Origin of the sequence: Actinoplanes sp. NPDC049548 (assembly GCF_040676695.1) — a bacterium.
Classification (GTDB): domain Bacteria; phylum Actinomycetota; class Actinomycetes; order Mycobacteriales; family Micromonosporaceae; genus Actinoplanes.
In genome coordinates, this window is the sequence record NZ_JBFAPM010000024.1 from 1 (window position 1) to 16,960 (window position 16,960).

Sequence of the window (16,960 nt, forward strand, 5' to 3'; positions counted from 1 at the left end):
GATCAGGTCGTCGGTGGGTTCGCCGCGGCCGGAGTAGCGGTGGGCGAGGTGTCGCGCCAGCGGCAGCCAGGCCTCGATCGCCCGGTCACGCAGCGCCGCGCGGCGGCGGTCCCCGGCGGGGACGTCAGCCATGGCGTTGAGGAGATCGGCGGCGCTCTCCGTTGCGGAGTCACTCGCCGTGGTGGCAGGGATCGCGGTAGCGGTCATTGAGGAGGTCCTCCATCAGCGGGCAGAGAGCCGTGCCCGCACGCGGCGACCGTTCACTCCGCACCACGCTAGCCCTTCGGACCACCGTTGACCAGCCGAAAGTATGAGTCACGTACCGTCACGCGGACGATATGCCCCGCAAGGGGGACGATCCGCTCACGGCGTGAGGACGATCTTGCCGGCGACCGTTCCCGACTCGGCCAGGCGCAGCGCCTCGGCGGCCCGGGTCAGCGGCAGCTCCGCGGCGACCCGGGCGGTGAGCCGGCCCGCGGCCATCGCCTCGAGGACGGCGGTGAGGTCGGTCCGCAACCGGGCCTGGAACCGCTTGCGGTTCAGGGCCCGGCCGCCCCAGACGTTGTAGAACGAGGCACGCCGGCCATTGGGCAGCAGGTTCCACAGGTACAGGCGGCCGAGCAGCTTGAGGACCGGGAGCTGGCGGTTGCCGGTGTCGTCACGGGTCGACGCCGTGCCGTACGAGACGAGGGTGCCGCCGCGCCGCAGCAGCTTCCACGACGCGACGATGCCGGGGCCGCCGACGTGGTCGAACACGGCATTCACCCCGTCCGGCGCCACGGCGCGGACCTGGGTGGTGACGTCGCCGCGGTAGTCGACCGGGATGACGCCGGCGTCCCGCAACGCGTCGTGGTGCCGGGGTGATGCGGTGCCGATGACCCGGGCACCGGCGAGCCGGGCGAGCTGCACGAGGGTCGAGCCGACACCGCCGTTGGCGCCCAGCACCAGCACGGTCTGCCCGGCGCGTACCCGCGCGTGACGGTGCAGCATCTGCCACGCCGTGATGCCGTTGACGACCACGGTCTCGGCGTCGGCGGCCCGCAGCCCGGCGGGAACGGGCACGAGGTCCGCGGCGTCGCGCACCGCGTGGGTGCTCCAGCCACCGATCTTGGTCAGCGCGGCCACCCGGGTGCCGACCAGGCCGGGGTCCACTCCCGGGCCGGTGGCGGCGACCGTGCCGACGAGGTCGTAGCCCGGGATGAAGGGGTACGCCGGCTGGTCGTAGTAGCGGCCGCGGCGCATCTGCTGCTCGGCGAAGGAGACGCCGGTGGCCTCGACGCGCACCAGCGCCTCCCCCGGTCCGGGCGTGGGCACCGGACGGCTGCGGACCTCCAGGCCCTCGGGCTCGACGACGCCGGGGAGGATGATCTCGGTCATGATCATATCACTGCTCCGTTTCGTTAGAGGTTATAACTCGAGTATGCACTCCTCACCGAGGTGGGCGCAAGGCCCGTCGGCGGCGGATGGCACGATTCGATCCCGGGTGTGCGTGGGTACACACGGTGGAAACACATGTGAGACGGAGAGCGGGACATGGGCATCCTGGGCATCGACATCGGCGGGTCCGGAGTGAAAGGCGCACCGGTCGACACGGTGCGTGGGGAGCTGCTCGCGGAGCGGGTCCGGATACCCACACCGCAGCCCTCGGACGTGGCGAGCGTCGTCGAGGCGGTCGCCGAGGTCGCCGCGCAGTTCGGGGACTACGAGCGGGTGGGCATCACCTTCCCCGGCGTGGTGGTCGACGGGGTGACCCGTACCGCGGCGAACGTGGACAAGTCCTGGCTCGAGGCACCGGCCGCGCAGTTGTTCTCCGAGCGGCTCGGCAAGCCGGCGTCCGTGCTGAACGACGCCGACGCCGCGGGCGTCGCCGAGGTCGCCTTCGGCGCCGGCAAGGACCAGCGCGGCCTGGTCATGATGCTGACCTTCGGTACGGGCATCGGCAGCGCGCTGTTCCTCGACGGCACGCTGATCCCCAACACGGAGTTCGGCCACCTGGAGCTGGACGGGGCGGACGCCGAGCTGCGCGCCTCCGACCGCGCCCGCGAGCAGGAGGATCTCGGCTGGGAGGAGTGGGCCGGCCGGGTCCAGCGCTACCTGCGGCACGTCGAGATGCTGCTGTCCCCACGCTTGTTCATCGTGGGCGGCGGGGTGAGCAAGAAGTCGGACAAGTGGCTGCCGCTGCTCGACGTCCGGACCCCGATCGTCCCGGCGACCCTGCTGAACAACGCCGGCATCATCGGCGCCGCCGTCACCGCCGAGCAGGCGGCCGGGCACCCGGGCGCCGTCCAGGTCGAGGCCGACCGGCCGGGCGTCGTCGGCGCCGCGGTCGGCGAGAGCTGAGGAGCGTCGTGGCCCGCAGCATCGCCACCAACAAACGCGTCGGCCGCGAGGAGCTGCTGGAGTTCCTCCGCCCGCGGCATCACGCGATCCTGATGACCACCCGCGCGGACGGCCGGCCGCAGTCCTCGCCCAACACCTGCGGCGTCGACGCCGAGGGCCGCATCGTGATCTCCACGTATCCCGAGCGGGCGAAGGCCAAGAACATCCGCCGCAACCCACGGGTCAGCGTCTGCGTGCTGTCCGACGAGTTCGGCGGGGCGTGGGTGCAGGTCGACGGCGTCGCCGAGGTGCTCGACCTGCCGGAGGCGCTGGAGCCCCTGGTCGAGTACTTCCGGGTGATCTCGGGTGAGCACCCGGACTGGGACGAGTACCGCAAGGCCATGCAGGAGCAGGGCAAGTCCCTGATCCGCATCACCATAGAGTCCTGGGGCCCGATCGCCACCGGCGGCTTCCCCGCCAGACTGTGACATGGTCGCGCCTCCGACACGACATGGATTGCGCCCCGAGGAGGCGGTGTCGAGGACACCGAAAATGACCACGGCAAAGGGCGCCTTGTCATTTTCGGCGCCCTCGACACCGCCGGGCGCAATCCGTGGTGGTCAGCGTCCAGGCACCGAAGCCGTGGGAAGCAGGTAGAGCAGGTCGTCGCGGTGCATCTCGGCCACGGGCTCCAGGAGGTCGGGGTGGCGCAGGAGGAGGGCGGCGGCCTGCTCGCGGGCGTCGGGGGCGGTGAGCCGGCGGAACTCGGCCGGGAGGTCGCGGGCGGAGCGGCGGGGACGCGGGCGGGGGCGGTCGTCGGCGGTGTCGCTCGCCGGGGGTACGGCGGCGGCCACGGCGTCGACGGCGCGGGCGGCCAGGAGCGGGTCGGCGAGCAGGCAGGCCGCCCAGCTGACCACGACCTCGTCCACCCAGGTGCGCCAGCCCTCGTCCTCGGCGTGCTCGTCATCGGGCTCGCTGCCGGTGCGCCAGTCCAGGACCGCGGAGCCGCCCGGGCCGGCCATCGCCACCAGCTCGGCGTCGACCGGGGTCGGGTAGCGCAGCCACGCGGCCACGGTGACCGCCTGGCGGGCCTGCAGCTCGTTGAGCGTGGCCGCGGCGCTGTCGGCGCCGGTCCAGGGGTACGCCCGCACCAGCCAGTGCGTGCTGGCCGCGATCACCGGCGACAGCGCGGTCGACGGACCCGCCATGTGCTTCCCCCAGGGCTCGGTGCGCCCCTGCCTGGGGTGCGTCACCGGTACTCCTCGGCGCCGGGCCGGGGTGCTTGAGTAGCCTCCCCCCGATGGCAACGCACGGCAACCGACGGGCAACGATCTTCGCGCGGGTGGCGTCGGGGACCGCCACGCTGGAGCCCGACCCCGCCCGGGAGCAGGGCTGGACTGTGTGCGTGGACGGGGTGCCGCAGTCGTATGTCGATCTCGGCGATCCCACGTTTCTCGCCTTCGGATACGTGCGCCGCGTCGCCACGGTGCTGCGGTTGGTCGCGCCTGCGGCCGTACCGTTGACGGTTCTGCATCTGGGGGGCGGCGGCCTGACGCTGCCGCGCTGGGTCTCCACGACGCGGCCCGGGTCGGTGCAGACGGTGGTGGAGCACGATCCGTTGCTGCTGGCGGTCGTGGCCCGGACGCTGCCGTGGCCGGAGGCGGTGACGGTCGAGGTCGGTGACGCGCGGGCGTTCGTGGACGCGGCCGCGCCAGGTGGCTACGACGCGGTTGTGACGGACGTGTTCCAGGGAGCGGCGATGCCGGCGAGCGTCGCGGGGGTGGGTTTCGCGGCCGCTGCGGCCCGGCTGCTGCGGCCCGGCGGCGTGCTCGCGATGAACCTGACGGACCTGCCGCCGCTGTCCTACTCGCGGATCCAGGCGGCGACGCTGCGCGCGGCGTTCGGCGACGTCGCCCTGGTCGCTCCGCCGGGTCTGGTGCGGGGGCGCCGGGCCGGCAACGTGGTACTGGCGGCCGGCGTGGTTTCCGGCGATCTGCCCGTTTCCCGGCTGGCCGCCGCGATGGCGCGGGACCCCGAGCCGGCCCGGGTCTGGCACGGCGACGATTTGACCGAGTTTCTGGGTGGAGCAAAGGCGCGCCTCGACGGGTACGCGTGAGCGCGCTCCGGTAGGTTGAGGGCACCGGGTGCATCGCCGTTTGCGTTCCTCCACTGCGGAGAAACTAGCGTGGACGGTCGCTGCATTTCGCCCGTCTCCAAGTCCCCTCCCGCGCTTCCTGACTACGGTGGAGATCATGACCGGACGCTTTCCCATCGAAGACGTCACGCCGTCCGTGTCCTGCGGCCGCTATCCGGCGAAGGCGGTGGTCGGCGAGCTCGTGCCGGTCTCCGCGGTGTCCTATCGGGAAGGCCACCACGCGCTGGGCGTGAACGTGGTATGGACCGGCCCTGACGGCGAGGCCCAGCCGTTCACCCGGCTCAGCCCCGGCGAGCCCGGCCTGGACCAGTGGCACGGCGTCATCAAGCCGGACCGGGTGGGCCGGTGGACGTTCACGGTCGAGGCGTTCGACGACCCGTACCAGACCTGGCGCAACGCCGTCACCAAGAAGATCGGCGCCGGGCAGGGGCTCGAGGACCTGGCCAACGACCTGGCCGAGGGCGCCGAGGTGCTGGACCTGGCCGCCAAGATCGTGCCGCACGAGGAGGAGGAGCGGGTCCGCGACGCCGCCGCCGCGCTGCGCGACGACAACCGCTCGCTGTTCGCCCGGGTCTCCCCCGCCCTCGAGCTCGAGCAGCTGCTCTGGCACCACCCGGTGCGCCAGCTCGTGACGACCACCCGCTCCTACGCGCTCTGGGTGGACCGCCAGCGCGCCCTGTTCTCCGCGTGGTACGAGTTCTTCCCGCGCTCGGAGGGCGCGGAGGTCGGCCCGGACGCCACGCCGATCAAGCACGGCACGTTCGCGACCGCCGCCGAGCGGATCCCCGCCGTCGCGGCGATGGGCTTCGACGTGCTGTACCTGCCGCCGATCCACCCCATCGGCAAGGTCAACCGCAAGGGCCGCAACAACACCCTGGTGGCGCGCCCCGAGGACGTCGGCTCGCCCTGGGCGATCGGCTCCGACGAGGGCGGCCACGACGCCATCCACCCCCAGCTGGGCACGCTGGAGGACCTGCGGGCCTTCATCCGTACGGCGAACGACAACGGCATCGAGGTCGCCCTGGACCTGGCGCTGCAGGCCGCACCCGACCACCCGTGGGTCCGCGAGCACCCGGAGTGGTTCACCACCCGCGCCGACGGCACCATCGCGTACGCGGAGAACCCGCCCAAGAAGTACCAGGACATCTACCCGCTGAACTGGGACAACGACCCGAAGGGCCTGCGCGAGGAGGTCCTGCGCGTCGTCCTGCACTGGGTCGAGCAGGGCGTCAAGATCTTCCGCGTCGACAACCCGCACACGAAGGCGCTGAACTTCTGGCAGTGGTGCATCGCCAAGGTCAAGGCGGTCGACCCCGACGTGCTGTTCCTCGCCGAGGCGTTCACCCGCCCGGCGATGATGAACGGGCTCGGCAAGATCGGGTTCACCCAGTCGTACACGTACTTCACCTGGCGCACCACGGCCTGGGAGATGCGGGAGTACGTGAACCAGCTCAAGGCCTCCATCGACTGGATGCGCCCGAACTTCTGGCCCAACACGCCGGACATCCTGCCCGAGCACCTGTGGCACGGCGGCCCGCCGATGTTCAAGATCCGGACCGTGCTGGCAAGCATGCTCTCGCCGTCCTGGGGCATGTACTCCGGGCTGGAGCTCTTCGAGCACGTGCCGCGGCCGGGCTCCGAGGAGTACATCGACAACGAGAAGTACGAGCTGAAGCCGCGCGACTGGGCCGGTGCGGAGCGGGCCGGGCGGTCGCTGGCCCCGTACATCACCCGTTTGAACACCATCCGGCGTGAGAATCCCGCACTGCAGTGGCTTCGCAACATCGAGTTCCACGAGATCGACAACGGCGAGCTGCTCTGCTGGTCCAAGCGGGACCCGGAGAGCGGCAACACCGTTCTGGTGATCTGCTCGTTCGACTCGGCAAACGTGCAGTGGGGCAACACGACCCTCGACATGCCGGCCCTGGGGATGGACTGGCACGAGCGCTTCGACGTGGTCGACCAGATCACCGGGGCGGCGTACGAGTGGGGCCAGCACAACGCCGTACGGATCGACCCGTACGTCGAGCCGGCGCACGTGTTCGTGGTGCACCCGCGTCGCTGACGGCGCACGCGATTCAGTTCCTGCGGGGTGGGGTAGGTGAACGTCTGATGGACCTGGTCAACGATCTCGACGCAACCGTCGAGCACGATCCCGCGGAGGGCAGTCACGTCGAGGACGGTGTGGTCGAGCACCCCACCGCCGACGACTTCGGGCACGCCCGCACGCTGCCCGCGGACCGGACGTGGTTCAAGCGGGCCGTGTTCTACGAGGTGCTCGTCCGCGCGTTCTACGACTCCAGCGCCGACGGGTCCGGCGACCTGCGCGGCCTGATCGAGCGGCTCGACTACCTGCAGTGGCTCGGCGTCGACTGCCTCTGGCTCCCGCCGTTCTACGACTCGCCACTGCGCGACGGCGGCTACGACATCCGCGACTTCTACAAGGTCCTGCCGGACTTCGGCACCGTCGAGGACTTCGTCGCCCTGCTCGACGCGGCCCACAAGCGCGGCATCCGGGTCATCACCGACCTGGTCATGAACCACACCTCGGACTCGCACGCGTGGTTCCAGGAGTCGCGGCGCGACCCCGACGGCCCGTACGGCGACTTCTACGTGTGGAGCGACACCTCCGACCGGTACAAGGACGCCCGGATCATCTTCGTCGACACCGAGGAGTCGAACTGGACGTTCGACCCGGTGCGCCGGCAGTTCTACTGGCACCGCTTCTTCAGCCACCAGCCGGACCTGAACTACGACAACCCGGCCGTCCAGGAGGCGATGCTCGACGTCCTGCGCTTCTGGCTGGACCTCGGCATCGACGGCTTCCGGCTGGACGCGGTGCCGTACCTGTACGAGCGCGAGGGCACCAACTGCGAGAACCTGCCCGAGACGCACGCGTTCCTCAAGCACTGCCGCAAGGTGATCGACGACGAGTTCCCCGGCCGGGTGCTGCTGGCCGAGGCGAACCAGTGGCCGGCGGACGTGGTCGAGTACTTCGGCGACTCCGAGACCGGCGGCGACGAGTGCCACATGGCGTTCCACTTCCCGCTCATGCCGCGCATCTTCATGGCGGTCCGCCGCGAGTCCCGCTTCCCCATCTCCGAGATCCTGGCCCAGACGCCGCCGATCCCCGACATGGCACAGTGGGGCATCTTCCTGCGCAACCACGACGAGCTCACGCTCGAGATGGTCACCGACGAAGAGCGCGACTACATGTACTCCGAGTACGCCAAGGACCCGCGGATGAAGGCGAACGTGGGCATCCGCCGGCGGCTCGCCCCGCTGCTGGAGAACGACCGCAACCAGATCGAGCTGTTCACCGCGATGCTGTTGTCGCTGCCCGGCTCGCCGGTGCTGTACTACGGCGACGAGATCGGCATGGGCGACAACATCTGGCTCGGTGACCGCGACGGCGTCCGCACCCCCATGCAGTGGACACCCGACCGCAACGCCGGGTTCTCCACGGCCAACCCCGGCCGGCTCTACCTGCCCGCCAACCAGGACCCGGTGTACGGCTACCAGGCCGTCAACGTGGAGGCCCAACGCGACAGCGCGACATCGCTGCTCAACTGGACCCGTACCATGCTGGCCGTGCGGCGGCGCCACGAAGCGTTCGCCGTCGGCACGTTCCGCGAGCTCGGCGGCTCCAACCCGTCGGTGCTGGCGTACCTGCGCGAGGCCGGCGACGACGTGGTGCTCTGCGTCAACAACCTCTCGCGCTTCCCCCAGCCCATCGAGTTGAACCTGCAGCACTGGAACGGGTACACGCCGGTCGAGCTGACCGGGCACGTGAACTTCCCGCGCATCGGTCAGCTGCCCTACCTGCTGACCCTGCCGGGACACGGGTTCTACTGGTTCCAGCTCTGCGGGTCCGAGGAGAAGCAATGACGCTGCCCTTCGCCGAATGGCTCCCCCAGCAACGCTGGTACGCGGGCCGCAGCCGGACCCTGTCCGCCGCCGAGCCGGCCTCGGTCACCGCCCTGCGCGACGACCTCGACCTGATGCTCGTCGACGCGACCTACACCGACGGCAGCTCGGAGCGCTACCAGGTGCTGGTCGCCTGGGACAACGGGCCGATCTCGGAGTACAGCACCGTCGCCACGATCGGCACGGACCACGACCGGACGGGCTACGACGCCCTCTACGACACCGGCGCGGCGAAGCACCTGCTCGGCATGATCGACTCCGGCGCGACCGCCGGCGACATCGTGTTCACCAAGGAGCCCGGCATCACGCTGCCGCTGGACGCGGCGCCGCGGGTCTTCGACGCCGAGCAGAGCAACACCAGCGTGATCTTCGAGGAGGAGGCCATCCTCAAGGTCTTCCGGCGCGTCGACTGCGGGATCAACCCCGACATCGAGCTGAACAGGGTGCTCGGCCGGGCCGGCAACCCGCACGTCGCGCGGCTGCTGGGCTCCTTCGAGGTGGCCTCCGACAGCGCGCCGTGCCCGCTCGGCATGGTCACCGCGTACGCGGCCAACTCCGCCGAGGGCTGGGCCATGGCCACCGCCAGCGCGCGCGACCTGTTCGCCGATGCGGAGCTGCGCGCCGACGAGATGGGCGGCGACTTCGCCGGAGAGTCGTACAGGCTCGGCGAGGCCGTCGCGTCGGTGCACCGCACCCTCGCCGACGAGCTGGGCAGCGGCCCGTCGCCGTTCCCGGTCGACGCGGTGGTGGCCCGGCTGACCACCGCCGCCGGCGCCGTACCGGAGCTGCGCGAGTACGTCCCCATCATCGAGGAACGGTTCCGCAAGCTCACCGGCGAACAGGTGACCGTGCAGCGGGTCCACGGCGACCTGCACCTCGGTCAGGTGCTGCGCACCCCGCAGGCCTGGCTGCTCATCGACTTCGAGGGCGAGCCGGGCCAGCCGCTGGAGGAGCGCCGGCTGCCCGACTCGCCGCTGCGTGACATCGCCGGCGTGCTCCGCAGCTACGAGTACGCCGCGTACCAGCTGCTGGTGGACCAGGACGACGACGAGCACCTGGCAGCGCGGGCCCGCGAATGGGTCGACCGCAACCGGGCCTCGTTCTGCGACGGGTACGCGGCAGCCGCCGGCGCCGACCCGCGCGAGCATGCCGCGCTGCTGGCGGCGTACGAGCTGGACAAGGCGGTCTACGAGGCCGCGTACGAAGCCCGGCACCGGCCCGGATGGCTGCGCATCCCGCTGCGGTCCATCGCCCGGCTCGTCGGCTGACACCCCGGAGGAAAGAACCGATGATCGGGCAGACCACGCCACCGCCCTCGCCCGTCCCGGGCGGCGCTGACCAGCGCCTCATGCACGCCGTCATCTCCGGCGACACGCACGACCCGCACTCGCTGCTGGGCGCGCACCCCAGCGGCGGCCGCACGGTGATCCGCACCATGCGCAAGGGCGCCAAGAGCGTCTCGGTGGTGGCGGGCGACGAGCGCACCGAGATGACCCAGGTGCACCCCGACGGCGTCTTCGCCGTCGAGCTGCCCGACACCGTGCTCGACTACCGCGTCGACGTGGACGGGACGGTCTGCGACGACCCGTACCGGCACCTGCCGACGCTGGGCGAGCTGGACCTGCACCTGATCGGCGAGGGCCGGCACGAGAAGCTGTGGACGGTGCTCGGCGCCCACCCGCGCGGTGAGGGCGTCGCGTTCGCCGTCTGGGCGCCGTCGGCCCGAGGCGTGCAGGTGATCGGGGACTTCGCCGGCTGGGGCCCGTACGACGGCCTGCCGATGCGGTCGCTCGGCGGCAGCGGCGTCTGGGAGCTGTACGTGCCGGGCGCGTCCGCCGGCACCAAGTACAAGTTCAAGATCCTCGGCCGGGACGGCGTCTGGCGGGAGAAGGCCGACCCGATGGCCCAGCACACCGAGGTGCCGCCGGCGACCGCGTCGGTCGTCTTCGAGTCCGCGTACGAGTGGAACGACGGCCAGTGGCTGGCCGAGCGCGCCACCCGGCAGTGGCACCAGGAGCCGATGAGCATCTACGAGGTGCACCTGGGCTCGTGGCGGCCCGGCCTGTCCTACACCGAGCTCGCGACGCAGCTGGTCGACTACGTGGTCGACTCGGGCTTCACGCACGTCGAGATGATGCCGGTCATGGAGCACCCGTTCGGCGGCTCCTGGGGCTACCAGGTCACCGGCTACTTCGCGCCGACGTCCCGCTTCGGCAACCCCGACGAGTTCCGCTACCTGGTCGACAAGCTGCACCAGGCCGGCATCGGCGTGATCCTCGACTGGGTGCCCGCGCACTTCCCCAAGGACGAGTGGGCCCTGGCCCGCTTCGACGGCACCCCGCTCTACGAGCACGGCGACTGGCGGCGCGGCGAGCACCCCGACTGGGGCACGTACGTCTTCGACTTCGGCCGCAAGGAGGTCCGCAACTTCCTGGTCGCCAACGCCCTCTACTGGTGCGAGGAGTTCCACGCCGACGGCCTGCGCGTCGACGCGGTCGCCTCGATGCTCTACCTGGACTACTCCCGCAAGGACGGCGAGTGGACCCCCAACCAGTACGGCGGCCGCGAGAACCTCGACGCGATCAGCTTCCTGCAGGAGATGAACGCCACGGTCTACAAGAACAACCCCGGCGTGGTGACCATCGCCGAGGAGTCGACGGCGTGGCCGGGCGTCACCCGCCCCACCCACCTCGGCGGGCTGGGCTTCGGCTTCAAGTGGAACATGGGCTGGATGAACGACACCTTGTCCTACATGGAGAAGGAGCCGATCTACCGCCAGTGGCACCACCACCAGATGACCTTCGCCACCGTGTACGCCTGGAGCGAGAACTACATCCTGCCGATCAGCCACGACGAGGTCGTGCACGGCAAGGGCTCGCTGACCGGCAAGATGCCCGGCGACCTCTGGCAGAAGCTCGCGAACAACCGCGCCCTGCTCGGCTTCATGTGGGCCTTCACCGGCAAGCAGCTGATCTTCATGGGCGCCGAGATGGGCGACGAACGCGAGTGGAGCGAGGAGCGCGGCCTCGACTGGGACCTGCTCGCCGACGAGAGCCGCGGCGGCGGCATCCACCGCCTCGTCAAGGACCTCAACCGCACCTACCGTGAGACGCCGGCCCTGTGGACGCAGGACACGACGCCGAGCGGCTTCCGCTGGATCACGTCGGAGGACTCGCAGCACAACACGTTCTCGTTCCTGCGCTTCGCCCCGAACGGCGACACCCTGGCATGCGTGGTGAACTTCGCGGCGATCCCGCACGAGGACTACCGCATCGGCCTCCCGCGGGCCGGCGTCTGGCGCGAGGTCATCAACACCGACAGCACCCTGTACGGCGGTTCGGGCGTGGGCAACATGGGCGAGGTGCACGCCGAGGCGCTGCCATGGCACGGGCTGAACGCGTCGGCGGCGCTGCGGGTGCCGCCGCTGGGCGCGGTCTGGCTGCGCTTCGAGGGCTGACCTCGCTGTGCCTCACGGGCGCCTCCTGCCTCGGGTGGGAGGCGCCCGCTACTGTTCGCGGCATGCCTGACCCAGGGACTGTCCGTGAGTGGCACGAAGACGAGGGCTGGGGCGTGATCGACTCCGCCCGGACGCCCGGTGGCTGCTGGGCGCACTTCAGCGCCGCGGCCGTCGACGGATACGCGGCCTTCACCGCCGGTCAGCGGGTGTGGCTGGAGTGGGAGACGCCCGGCCAGGACGGCTTCGCCTTCCGGGCGGTGCGGCTGTGGCCGCTCGATCGTCAGCCGTTCGAGCGCCGGCCCGGCACCGATGGCGGTGCGTACGCCAGCAGGCTCTCCCTCACCTTCGACCCGCCCGCCGAGACCTCCTGAGCGCAACTGCGGCCGCAAACCCGGCTTCCTCGCCGCAGATGCGAGGCTTTAGGCTGGCAGAGTGACGCTCTTTCGGATCGGTGAGGCGGCGGAGCTGCTCGGCGTCAGCGCCGACACCATGCGGCGCTGGGTCGATGCCGGCCGGCTGCCGGCCGAGCGGGACGAGCAGGGCCACCGGATGATCAGCGGAACCGAGCTGGCGGCGTTCGTGCGGGCGCAGGCCGCGCAGCCGGACGGGCGGCTGGGCGCGTCGTCGGCGCGCAACCGGCTGCGCGGGATCGTGACCGCGGTGGTCAAGGACACCGTGATGGCACAGGTCGACATCCAGGCCGGCCCGTTCCGGGTGGTGTCGCTGATGAGCCGGGAGGCGGTCGACGCGCTCGACCTCGAGGTCGGGTCGGTGGCCGTCGCGGTGATCAAGTCGACCACGGTGGTGGTGGAACGTTGAAGGCACTACGAGCCGCGGCTCTGGCAAGTCTGCTCACCATCGGTGCGACCGGTTGCGGAGGCGGCACGGCATCCCCGGCAGGGAGCACGCCCGCCGGAACGGTGACCGTGTTCGCGGCGGCATCGCTGACGGAAACCTTCACCACGATCGGCAAGCAGTACGAGTCCGCGCATCCGGGGACCAGGGTGTCGTTCAACTTCGCCGGCAGCTCCGCGCTCGCGACGCAGATCAACCAGGGTGCACCGGCGGACGTGTTCGCCTCTGCCGCGCCGAAGAACATGGCCACCGTCACCGATGCCGGCAACGCCGCCGGCGCGCCGGTCACGTTCGCGAAGAACCAGCTGGTCATCACCGTGACCAAGGGCAACCCGAAGAAGATCGCCGGGCCGGCGGACCTGAGCAAGCCCGGCCTGAAGGTTGCCCTCTGCGCCGAGGCGGTGCCCTGCGGAGCCGCCGCCAAGACCGCACTGGAGGCGGCCGGGGTGAAGCTCATGCCGGTCACGCTCGAGCAGGACGTGAAGGCGGCGCTGTCCAAGGTCAAGCTCGGCGAGGTGGACGCCTCTCTGGTCTACCGCACCGACGCCAAGGTCGCGTCGGCCGACGTGGACGCCGTGGAGTTCCCCGAGTCGGCCAAGGCGGTCAACGAGTACCCGATCGTCGCGCTGAAGAACGCGAAGAACCCCGCGGAAGCGCAGGGCTTCATCGACTACGTGCGGTCCGCCGACGGCACGAAGGTGCTGACCGAAGCCGGCTTCCAGGCGCCATGAGCGGAGACCGGCCCCGGACCACCCGCGTACCGGTCGTGCTGCTGGTGCCGGCGGTGGCCGGGGCCGGGTTCCTCGTGCTGCCGCTGGCCGGGCTGCTGGCCCGTACCCCTTGGGCGACGCTGCCGCAACGGCTCACCGAGCCGGGCGTGCTGACGGCGCTGCGGTTGTCGATGGTCACCGCGACCGTCGCCACCCTGCTGTGCGTCGCCCTCGGGGTGCCGCTCGCCTGGCTGCTGGCCCGGGTCGACTTCCCCGGCCGCCGCCTGGTCCGGGCCCTGATCACCGTCCCGCTCGTGCTGCCCCCGGTGGTCGGCGGCATCGCCCTGCTGCTGGCCCTCGGCCGGCGCGGCCTCCTCGGCTCCTGGCTCGACGCCGCCTTCGGGATCACGCTGCCCTTCACCACCGCGGGCGTCGTCATCGCCGAGTCCTTCGTGGCCCTGCCGTTCCTCGTCATCGCCGTCGAGGGAGCACTACGCGGATCCGACACCCGGTACGAGGAGGCGGCCGCCACCCTCGGCGCCACCCGTTGGACCACGTTCACCCACGTCACCCTCCCGCTGGTCGCCCCCGGCATCGCCGCGGGCGCGGTGCTGTGCTGGGCCCGCGCCCTCGGCGAGTTCGGGGCCACGATCACCTTCGCCGGCAACTATCCGGGCGTCACCCAGACCATGCCCCTGGCCGTCTACCAGACCATGGAGAGCGGCGACCTCGAAGGCGCGGTGGTGCTCAGCCTCATCCTGCTGGCCGTGTCCGTCACGATTCTCGCCGCCCTGCGCGACCGCTGGCTGACCGCGCCGTGACCGGCCCCCTCCTCGAGGCCCACCTCGTCGTCCGCCGCGAGACGTTCGTCCTCGACCTCGACCTTCGCATCCACCCCGGCGAGACGGTCGCCCTCCTCGGCCCCAACGGCGCCGGCAAGACCACCGCCCTGCGCGCCCTGGCCGGCCTCACCCCGCTGTCGGCCGGGCATCTCCGCCTCGACGGCCGCGACCTCGACCGGCCCGGCGCGCGGACCTGGACCCCGCCGGAGAACCGGCCGATCGGCGTCGTGTTCCAGGACTACCTGCTCTTCCCCCACCTGAGCGCCCGCGACAACGTGGCCTTCGGCCCCCGCCGCCACGGGGCCGACCGGCGTACCGCCCACACAGTGGCCGACCGCTGGCTGGACCGCGTCGGCCTCACCGACCACGGGCGCCGCAAACCCCGGCACCTGTCCGGCGGTCAGGCCCAGCGGGTCGCGCTCGCCCGGGCACTCGCCGTCGACCCGGTCCTGCTGCTCCTCGACGAGCCCCTCGCCGCGCTCGACGCCCGTACCCGTCTCGACACCCGCGCCGAACTGAGCCGCCACCTGGCCGCCCACCCGGGCGCCACCCTGCTGGTCACCCACGACCCGCTCGACGCCCTCGTCCTGGCCGACCGGCTGGTGATACTCGAGAACGGCCGCGTCGTCCAGGAAGGCGACGCCGCCACCATCACGGCCCGCCCCCGCACCGACTACGTCGCCCGCCTCGTCGGCCTGAACCTCTACCGAGGCCACGGCACGGGACACACCGTCGAACTCACCGACGGCTTCACCCTCACCACCACGGACACCGTGCACGGCGACGCCTTCGTGGCCTTCCCGCCGTCCGCCGTGGCGCTGCACCCCCGGCAGCCCGACGGAAGCCCCCGCAACACCTGGCCGGCGGTCCTCGCCGACATCCAACGCCACGGCGACAACCTGCGAATCCGCCTCGACGGCCCGATCACCGTGGCCGCCGACATCACCCCGGCGGCCGCCGCCCACCTGCACCTGGAACCGGGGCGGGACCTGTGGGTGGCGGTCAAGGCCACCGAGACCCGCGCCTATCCCGCCACGCCCTGACCGCCGGCGGCCAAGGCCCGCGCCTACCCCACCACGCCTGACCACCGGCCGCCGAGACCCCGCTCCTACCCCGCCACGCCTTGACCACCAGCCGCCGCGAAGATCCGAGCGAAGATCCGGTCGATGACGTCGTTCTTGGCCAGGCTGTAGTCGCCGGGCCGGTCGGCGGTGTCGAGCGCCAGGTTCCGCTTGGTCGAGGCGTACAGCTCCCGGTCCTCCGGGTGCGAACGCAACCAGTCACGAAAGAGCCGGTGCCGCACCGGTTCGGGTGCATCCCGCGGCCAGACGTGCAGGTGGACGCCTTCGGCCGCGTCGACCAGCATCCGATGCCCGTACCACCACGGCTCACGTAGAACGAGCCGGTACCCGACCCGGTGGAGAGCGGGAAGGTAGACGGACTCGTCCGCGGTGTCCTCGAGCAGCAGATCGATGTCCACGATGGGCTTCGCCGCCAGACCCGGCACGGACGTCGAACCGACATGCTCGATGCCGACGACCAGCGCCCCGAGAGCCGTGCTGATCAGCTCACGCGTGGCGGCGAACCGGCCCGCCCACCGCGGGTCGTAATCCTCGATGACGACCGACTGCCACCTCGCGGGCGGCGCGCCGACCAGGCCCGCCGCATGGTGTTCAGCAGTGCCGTGGAAGCGCTGCAGGACTTCCGGTGGATACTCCGTCACTCTGACCTCCTAAAAGAAGCAAAGTCGGCCAGGATACGACATCAGCGCCGCGCGGAGGCAACGCATCGACTCCCCTCGCCTCGCCTCGTGGCACCGAATGAGATGATCATCGGTATGCCTCTGCTCTTCTCGTACGGCACGCTGCAGGATCCCGCAGTCCAGAAAGCCACCTTCGGGCGCGAGCTCACCGGCCACCCCGACGCCCTCGTCGGATACAGCTTGACCCTCCTCGAGATCACCGACCCCGACGTGATCGCCGTCAGCGGCCAGACCCACCACCCGATCGTCACCGCCACCGGCAACACCGGCGACCGGGTGCCGGGCACCGCCTTCGAGGTGAGCGACGATGAGCTCGCCGCCGCCGACACCTACGAGGTGGACGACTACCACCGCGTGCTCGCGCCGCTCACCTCCGGCGCGCAAGCCTGGGTGTACGTCGACTCCCCCGCCTGATCCGCGCAGGCTCGCGCCGAGGGACGCCGGGCGCACGTCAGCACACACCTGGCGCAGGCCGACGCGCATCTCTCCGCCCAAGGCGCACGCCCCCGCACGCCCCCGCACGCCCACGGGCACAAATAACCGCCTGCCGGAGCGCGAACGGCCGGGCGACAGCGTCGGCCGTCTAGCGGGAGGTCCGCAGGGTCTTCGGCGCCACGGTGTTGAAGGCGTCCTCGCACAGCTCCGCGATCTCGTCCCAGTCCACCTCGCCGTCCAGGCGCACGCCCAGCCAGCCGCGATGCCCCACGTACGGCGGGCGGAAGAAGCGGTCGCCGGCGGCGGCGATCAACTCTTCCTGCGCGCCCGGGGGCGCCGCGCACCACAGCTGGGGGAAGTCGGCGTCGTGGTGGCCGTCGGCCATCAACGAGACGAAGGTTCGTCTGCCGCGCACGAACCAGGTGGGTGAGCCGTGGCTGAGCCGTTCCGTCACCTCCGGCAGCGCGAGGCAGATCCGGCGGACCTCCTCCAGCACGG

The 16,960-nt window shown here is 71.3% G+C and carries 17 protein-coding genes and 1 pseudogene; 13 read left to right on the forward strand and 5 right to left on the reverse strand.

Annotated features, from left to right (window positions below; all coding sequences use genetic code 11):
* Nucleotides 1–207: pseudogene (locus AB0J80_RS33055) on the reverse strand (RNA polymerase sigma factor SigF); the annotation flags it as partial.
* A gap of 156 nt (nt 208–363) precedes the next feature.
* The gene (locus AB0J80_RS33060; protein ID WP_364712992.1) at nt 364–1,377 is read right to left on the reverse strand and encodes a medium chain dehydrogenase/reductase family protein; all 1,014 of its coding nucleotides are present in this window, start codon (nt 1,375–1,377) and stop codon (nt 364–366) included.
* Nucleotides 1,378–1,533: 156 nt separating this feature from the next.
* Here AB0J80_RS33060 and ppgK point away from each other — a divergent pair, with 156 nt between their 5' ends.
* Nucleotides 1,534–2,340 (forward strand): polyphosphate--glucose phosphotransferase, encoded by an 807-nt coding sequence (gene ppgK / locus AB0J80_RS33065; protein WP_364712995.1) that lies wholly within the window; start codon nt 1,534–1,536, stop codon nt 2,338–2,340.
* 8 nt (nt 2,341–2,348) lie between these two features.
* Nucleotides 2,349–2,807 (forward strand): PPOX class F420-dependent oxidoreductase, encoded by a 459-nt coding sequence (locus AB0J80_RS33070; RefSeq protein WP_364712996.1) that lies wholly within the window; start codon nt 2,349–2,351, stop codon nt 2,805–2,807.
* A 132-nt stretch (nt 2,808–2,939) separates the two neighbouring features.
* Here AB0J80_RS33070 and AB0J80_RS33075 read toward each other — a convergent pair whose 3' ends face one another.
* Nucleotides 2,940–3,572 carry a hypothetical protein gene (locus AB0J80_RS33075; RefSeq protein WP_364712999.1) on the reverse strand — a complete coding sequence of 211 codons (633 nt, stop codon included), beginning with the start codon at nt 3,570–3,572 and terminating at the stop codon, nt 2,940–2,942.
* 47 nt (nt 3,573–3,619) lie between these two features.
* Here AB0J80_RS33075 and AB0J80_RS33080 point away from each other — a divergent pair, with 47 nt between their 5' ends.
* The 10 genes from AB0J80_RS33080 (at nt 3,620) to AB0J80_RS33125 (ending at nt 15,308) form a co-directional block, all read left to right on the forward strand.
* The gene (locus AB0J80_RS33080) at nt 3,620–4,435 is read left to right on the forward strand and encodes a fused MFS/spermidine synthase (protein WP_364713002.1); all 816 of its coding nucleotides are present in this window, start codon (nt 3,620–3,622) and stop codon (nt 4,433–4,435) included.
* Nucleotides 4,436–4,571: 136 nt separating this feature from the next.
* Nucleotides 4,572–6,539 (forward strand): alpha-1,4-glucan--maltose-1-phosphate maltosyltransferase, encoded by a 1,968-nt coding sequence (locus AB0J80_RS33085; protein ID WP_364713005.1) that lies wholly within the window; start codon nt 4,572–4,574, stop codon nt 6,537–6,539.
* A 47-nt stretch (nt 6,540–6,586) separates the two neighbouring features.
* Complete coding sequence (gene treS / locus AB0J80_RS33090) at nt 6,587–8,362, forward strand: maltose alpha-D-glucosyltransferase (RefSeq protein ID WP_364713006.1); 1,776 nt, start codon at nt 6,587–6,589, stop codon at nt 8,360–8,362.
* Nucleotides 8,359–9,669, forward strand: a complete 1,311-nt coding sequence (locus AB0J80_RS33095; protein WP_364713009.1) for a maltokinase — start codon at nt 8,359–8,361, stop codon at nt 9,667–9,669. The genes treS and AB0J80_RS33095 overlap by 4 nt, the downstream gene beginning before the upstream one ends.
* Before the next feature lie 80 nt (nt 9,670–9,749).
* The gene (gene glgB, locus AB0J80_RS33100; RefSeq protein WP_364713249.1) at nt 9,750–11,858 is read left to right on the forward strand and encodes a 1,4-alpha-glucan branching protein GlgB; all 2,109 of its coding nucleotides are present in this window, start codon (nt 9,750–9,752) and stop codon (nt 11,856–11,858) included.
* A gap of 62 nt (nt 11,859–11,920) precedes the next feature.
* A complete protein-coding gene (locus tag AB0J80_RS33105) occupies nt 11,921–12,229 on the forward strand; it encodes a cold shock domain-containing protein (protein WP_364713010.1) in 309 nt (102 codons plus the stop codon).
* A 61-nt stretch (nt 12,230–12,290) separates the two neighbouring features.
* On the forward strand, nt 12,291–12,677 hold the full coding sequence (locus tag AB0J80_RS33110) for a helix-turn-helix domain-containing protein (RefSeq protein WP_364713013.1): 387 nt from the start codon (nt 12,291–12,293) through the stop codon (nt 12,675–12,677).
* On the forward strand, nt 12,674–13,444 hold the full coding sequence (gene modA, locus AB0J80_RS33115) for a molybdate ABC transporter substrate-binding protein (RefSeq protein ID WP_364713015.1): 771 nt from the start codon (nt 12,674–12,676) through the stop codon (nt 13,442–13,444). Before AB0J80_RS33110 ends, modA begins: the two co-directional genes overlap by 4 nt.
* Nucleotides 13,441–14,244, forward strand: a complete 804-nt coding sequence (locus tag AB0J80_RS33120; RefSeq protein ID WP_364713018.1) for an ABC transporter permease — start codon at nt 13,441–13,443, stop codon at nt 14,242–14,244. The genes modA and AB0J80_RS33120 overlap by 4 nt, the downstream gene beginning before the upstream one ends.
* Complete coding sequence (locus AB0J80_RS33125; RefSeq protein ID WP_364713251.1) at nt 14,226–15,308, forward strand: ABC transporter ATP-binding protein; 1,083 nt, start codon at nt 14,226–14,228, stop codon at nt 15,306–15,308. The genes AB0J80_RS33120 and AB0J80_RS33125 overlap by 19 nt, the downstream gene beginning before the upstream one ends.
* Before the next feature lie 65 nt (nt 15,309–15,373).
* Here AB0J80_RS33125 and AB0J80_RS33130 read toward each other — a convergent pair whose 3' ends face one another.
* Nucleotides 15,374–15,988: a GrpB family protein gene (locus AB0J80_RS33130; protein ID WP_364713020.1), complete on the reverse strand. Its 615-nt coding sequence runs from the start codon at nt 15,986–15,988 to the stop codon at nt 15,374–15,376.
* Between the two features lie 114 nt (nt 15,989–16,102).
* On the opposite strand from AB0J80_RS33130, the gene AB0J80_RS33135 reads away from it, so the two are divergent.
* On the forward strand, nt 16,103–16,441 hold the full coding sequence (locus tag AB0J80_RS33135) for a gamma-glutamylcyclotransferase family protein (RefSeq protein ID WP_364713023.1): 339 nt from the start codon (nt 16,103–16,105) through the stop codon (nt 16,439–16,441).
* 169 nt (nt 16,442–16,610) lie between these two features.
* Here the strand turns inward: AB0J80_RS33135 and AB0J80_RS33140 are convergent, their stop codons facing one another.
* Nucleotides 16,611–16,958 (reverse strand): MmcQ/YjbR family DNA-binding protein, encoded by a 348-nt coding sequence (locus tag AB0J80_RS33140; RefSeq protein ID WP_364713026.1) that lies wholly within the window; start codon nt 16,956–16,958, stop codon nt 16,611–16,613.
* Nucleotides 16,959–16,960: the final 2 nt, after the last annotated feature.

What these genes read in the sequence shown, in the direction of transcription:
- AB0J80_RS33060 (WP_364712992.1), bottom strand. Translation starts at nt 1,377, where the DNA reads ATGACCGAGATCATCCTCCCCGGCGTCGTCGAGCCCGAGGGCCTGGAG.
- ppgK (WP_364712995.1), top strand. Translation starts at nt 1,534, where the DNA reads ATGGGCATCCTGGGCATCGACATCGGCGGGTCCGGAGTGAAAGGCGCA.
- AB0J80_RS33080 (WP_364713002.1), top strand. Translation starts at nt 3,620, where the DNA reads ATGGCAACGCACGGCAACCGACGGGCAACGATCTTCGCGCGGGTGGCG.
- AB0J80_RS33085 (WP_364713005.1), top strand. Translation starts at nt 4,572, where the DNA reads ATGACCGGACGCTTTCCCATCGAAGACGTCACGCCGTCCGTGTCCTGC.
- treS (WP_364713006.1), top strand. Translation starts at nt 6,587, where the DNA reads ATGGACCTGGTCAACGATCTCGACGCAACCGTCGAGCACGATCCCGCG.
- AB0J80_RS33095 (WP_364713009.1), top strand. Translation starts at nt 8,359, where the DNA reads ATGACGCTGCCCTTCGCCGAATGGCTCCCCCAGCAACGCTGGTACGCG.
- glgB (WP_364713249.1), top strand. Translation starts at nt 9,750, where the DNA reads ATGCACGCCGTCATCTCCGGCGACACGCACGACCCGCACTCGCTGCTG.
- AB0J80_RS33105 (WP_364713010.1), top strand. Translation starts at nt 11,921, where the DNA reads ATGCCTGACCCAGGGACTGTCCGTGAGTGGCACGAAGACGAGGGCTGG.
- AB0J80_RS33120 (WP_364713018.1), top strand. Translation starts at nt 13,441, where the DNA reads ATGAGCGGAGACCGGCCCCGGACCACCCGCGTACCGGTCGTGCTGCTG.
- AB0J80_RS33135 (WP_364713023.1), top strand. Translation starts at nt 16,103, where the DNA reads ATGCCTCTGCTCTTCTCGTACGGCACGCTGCAGGATCCCGCAGTCCAG.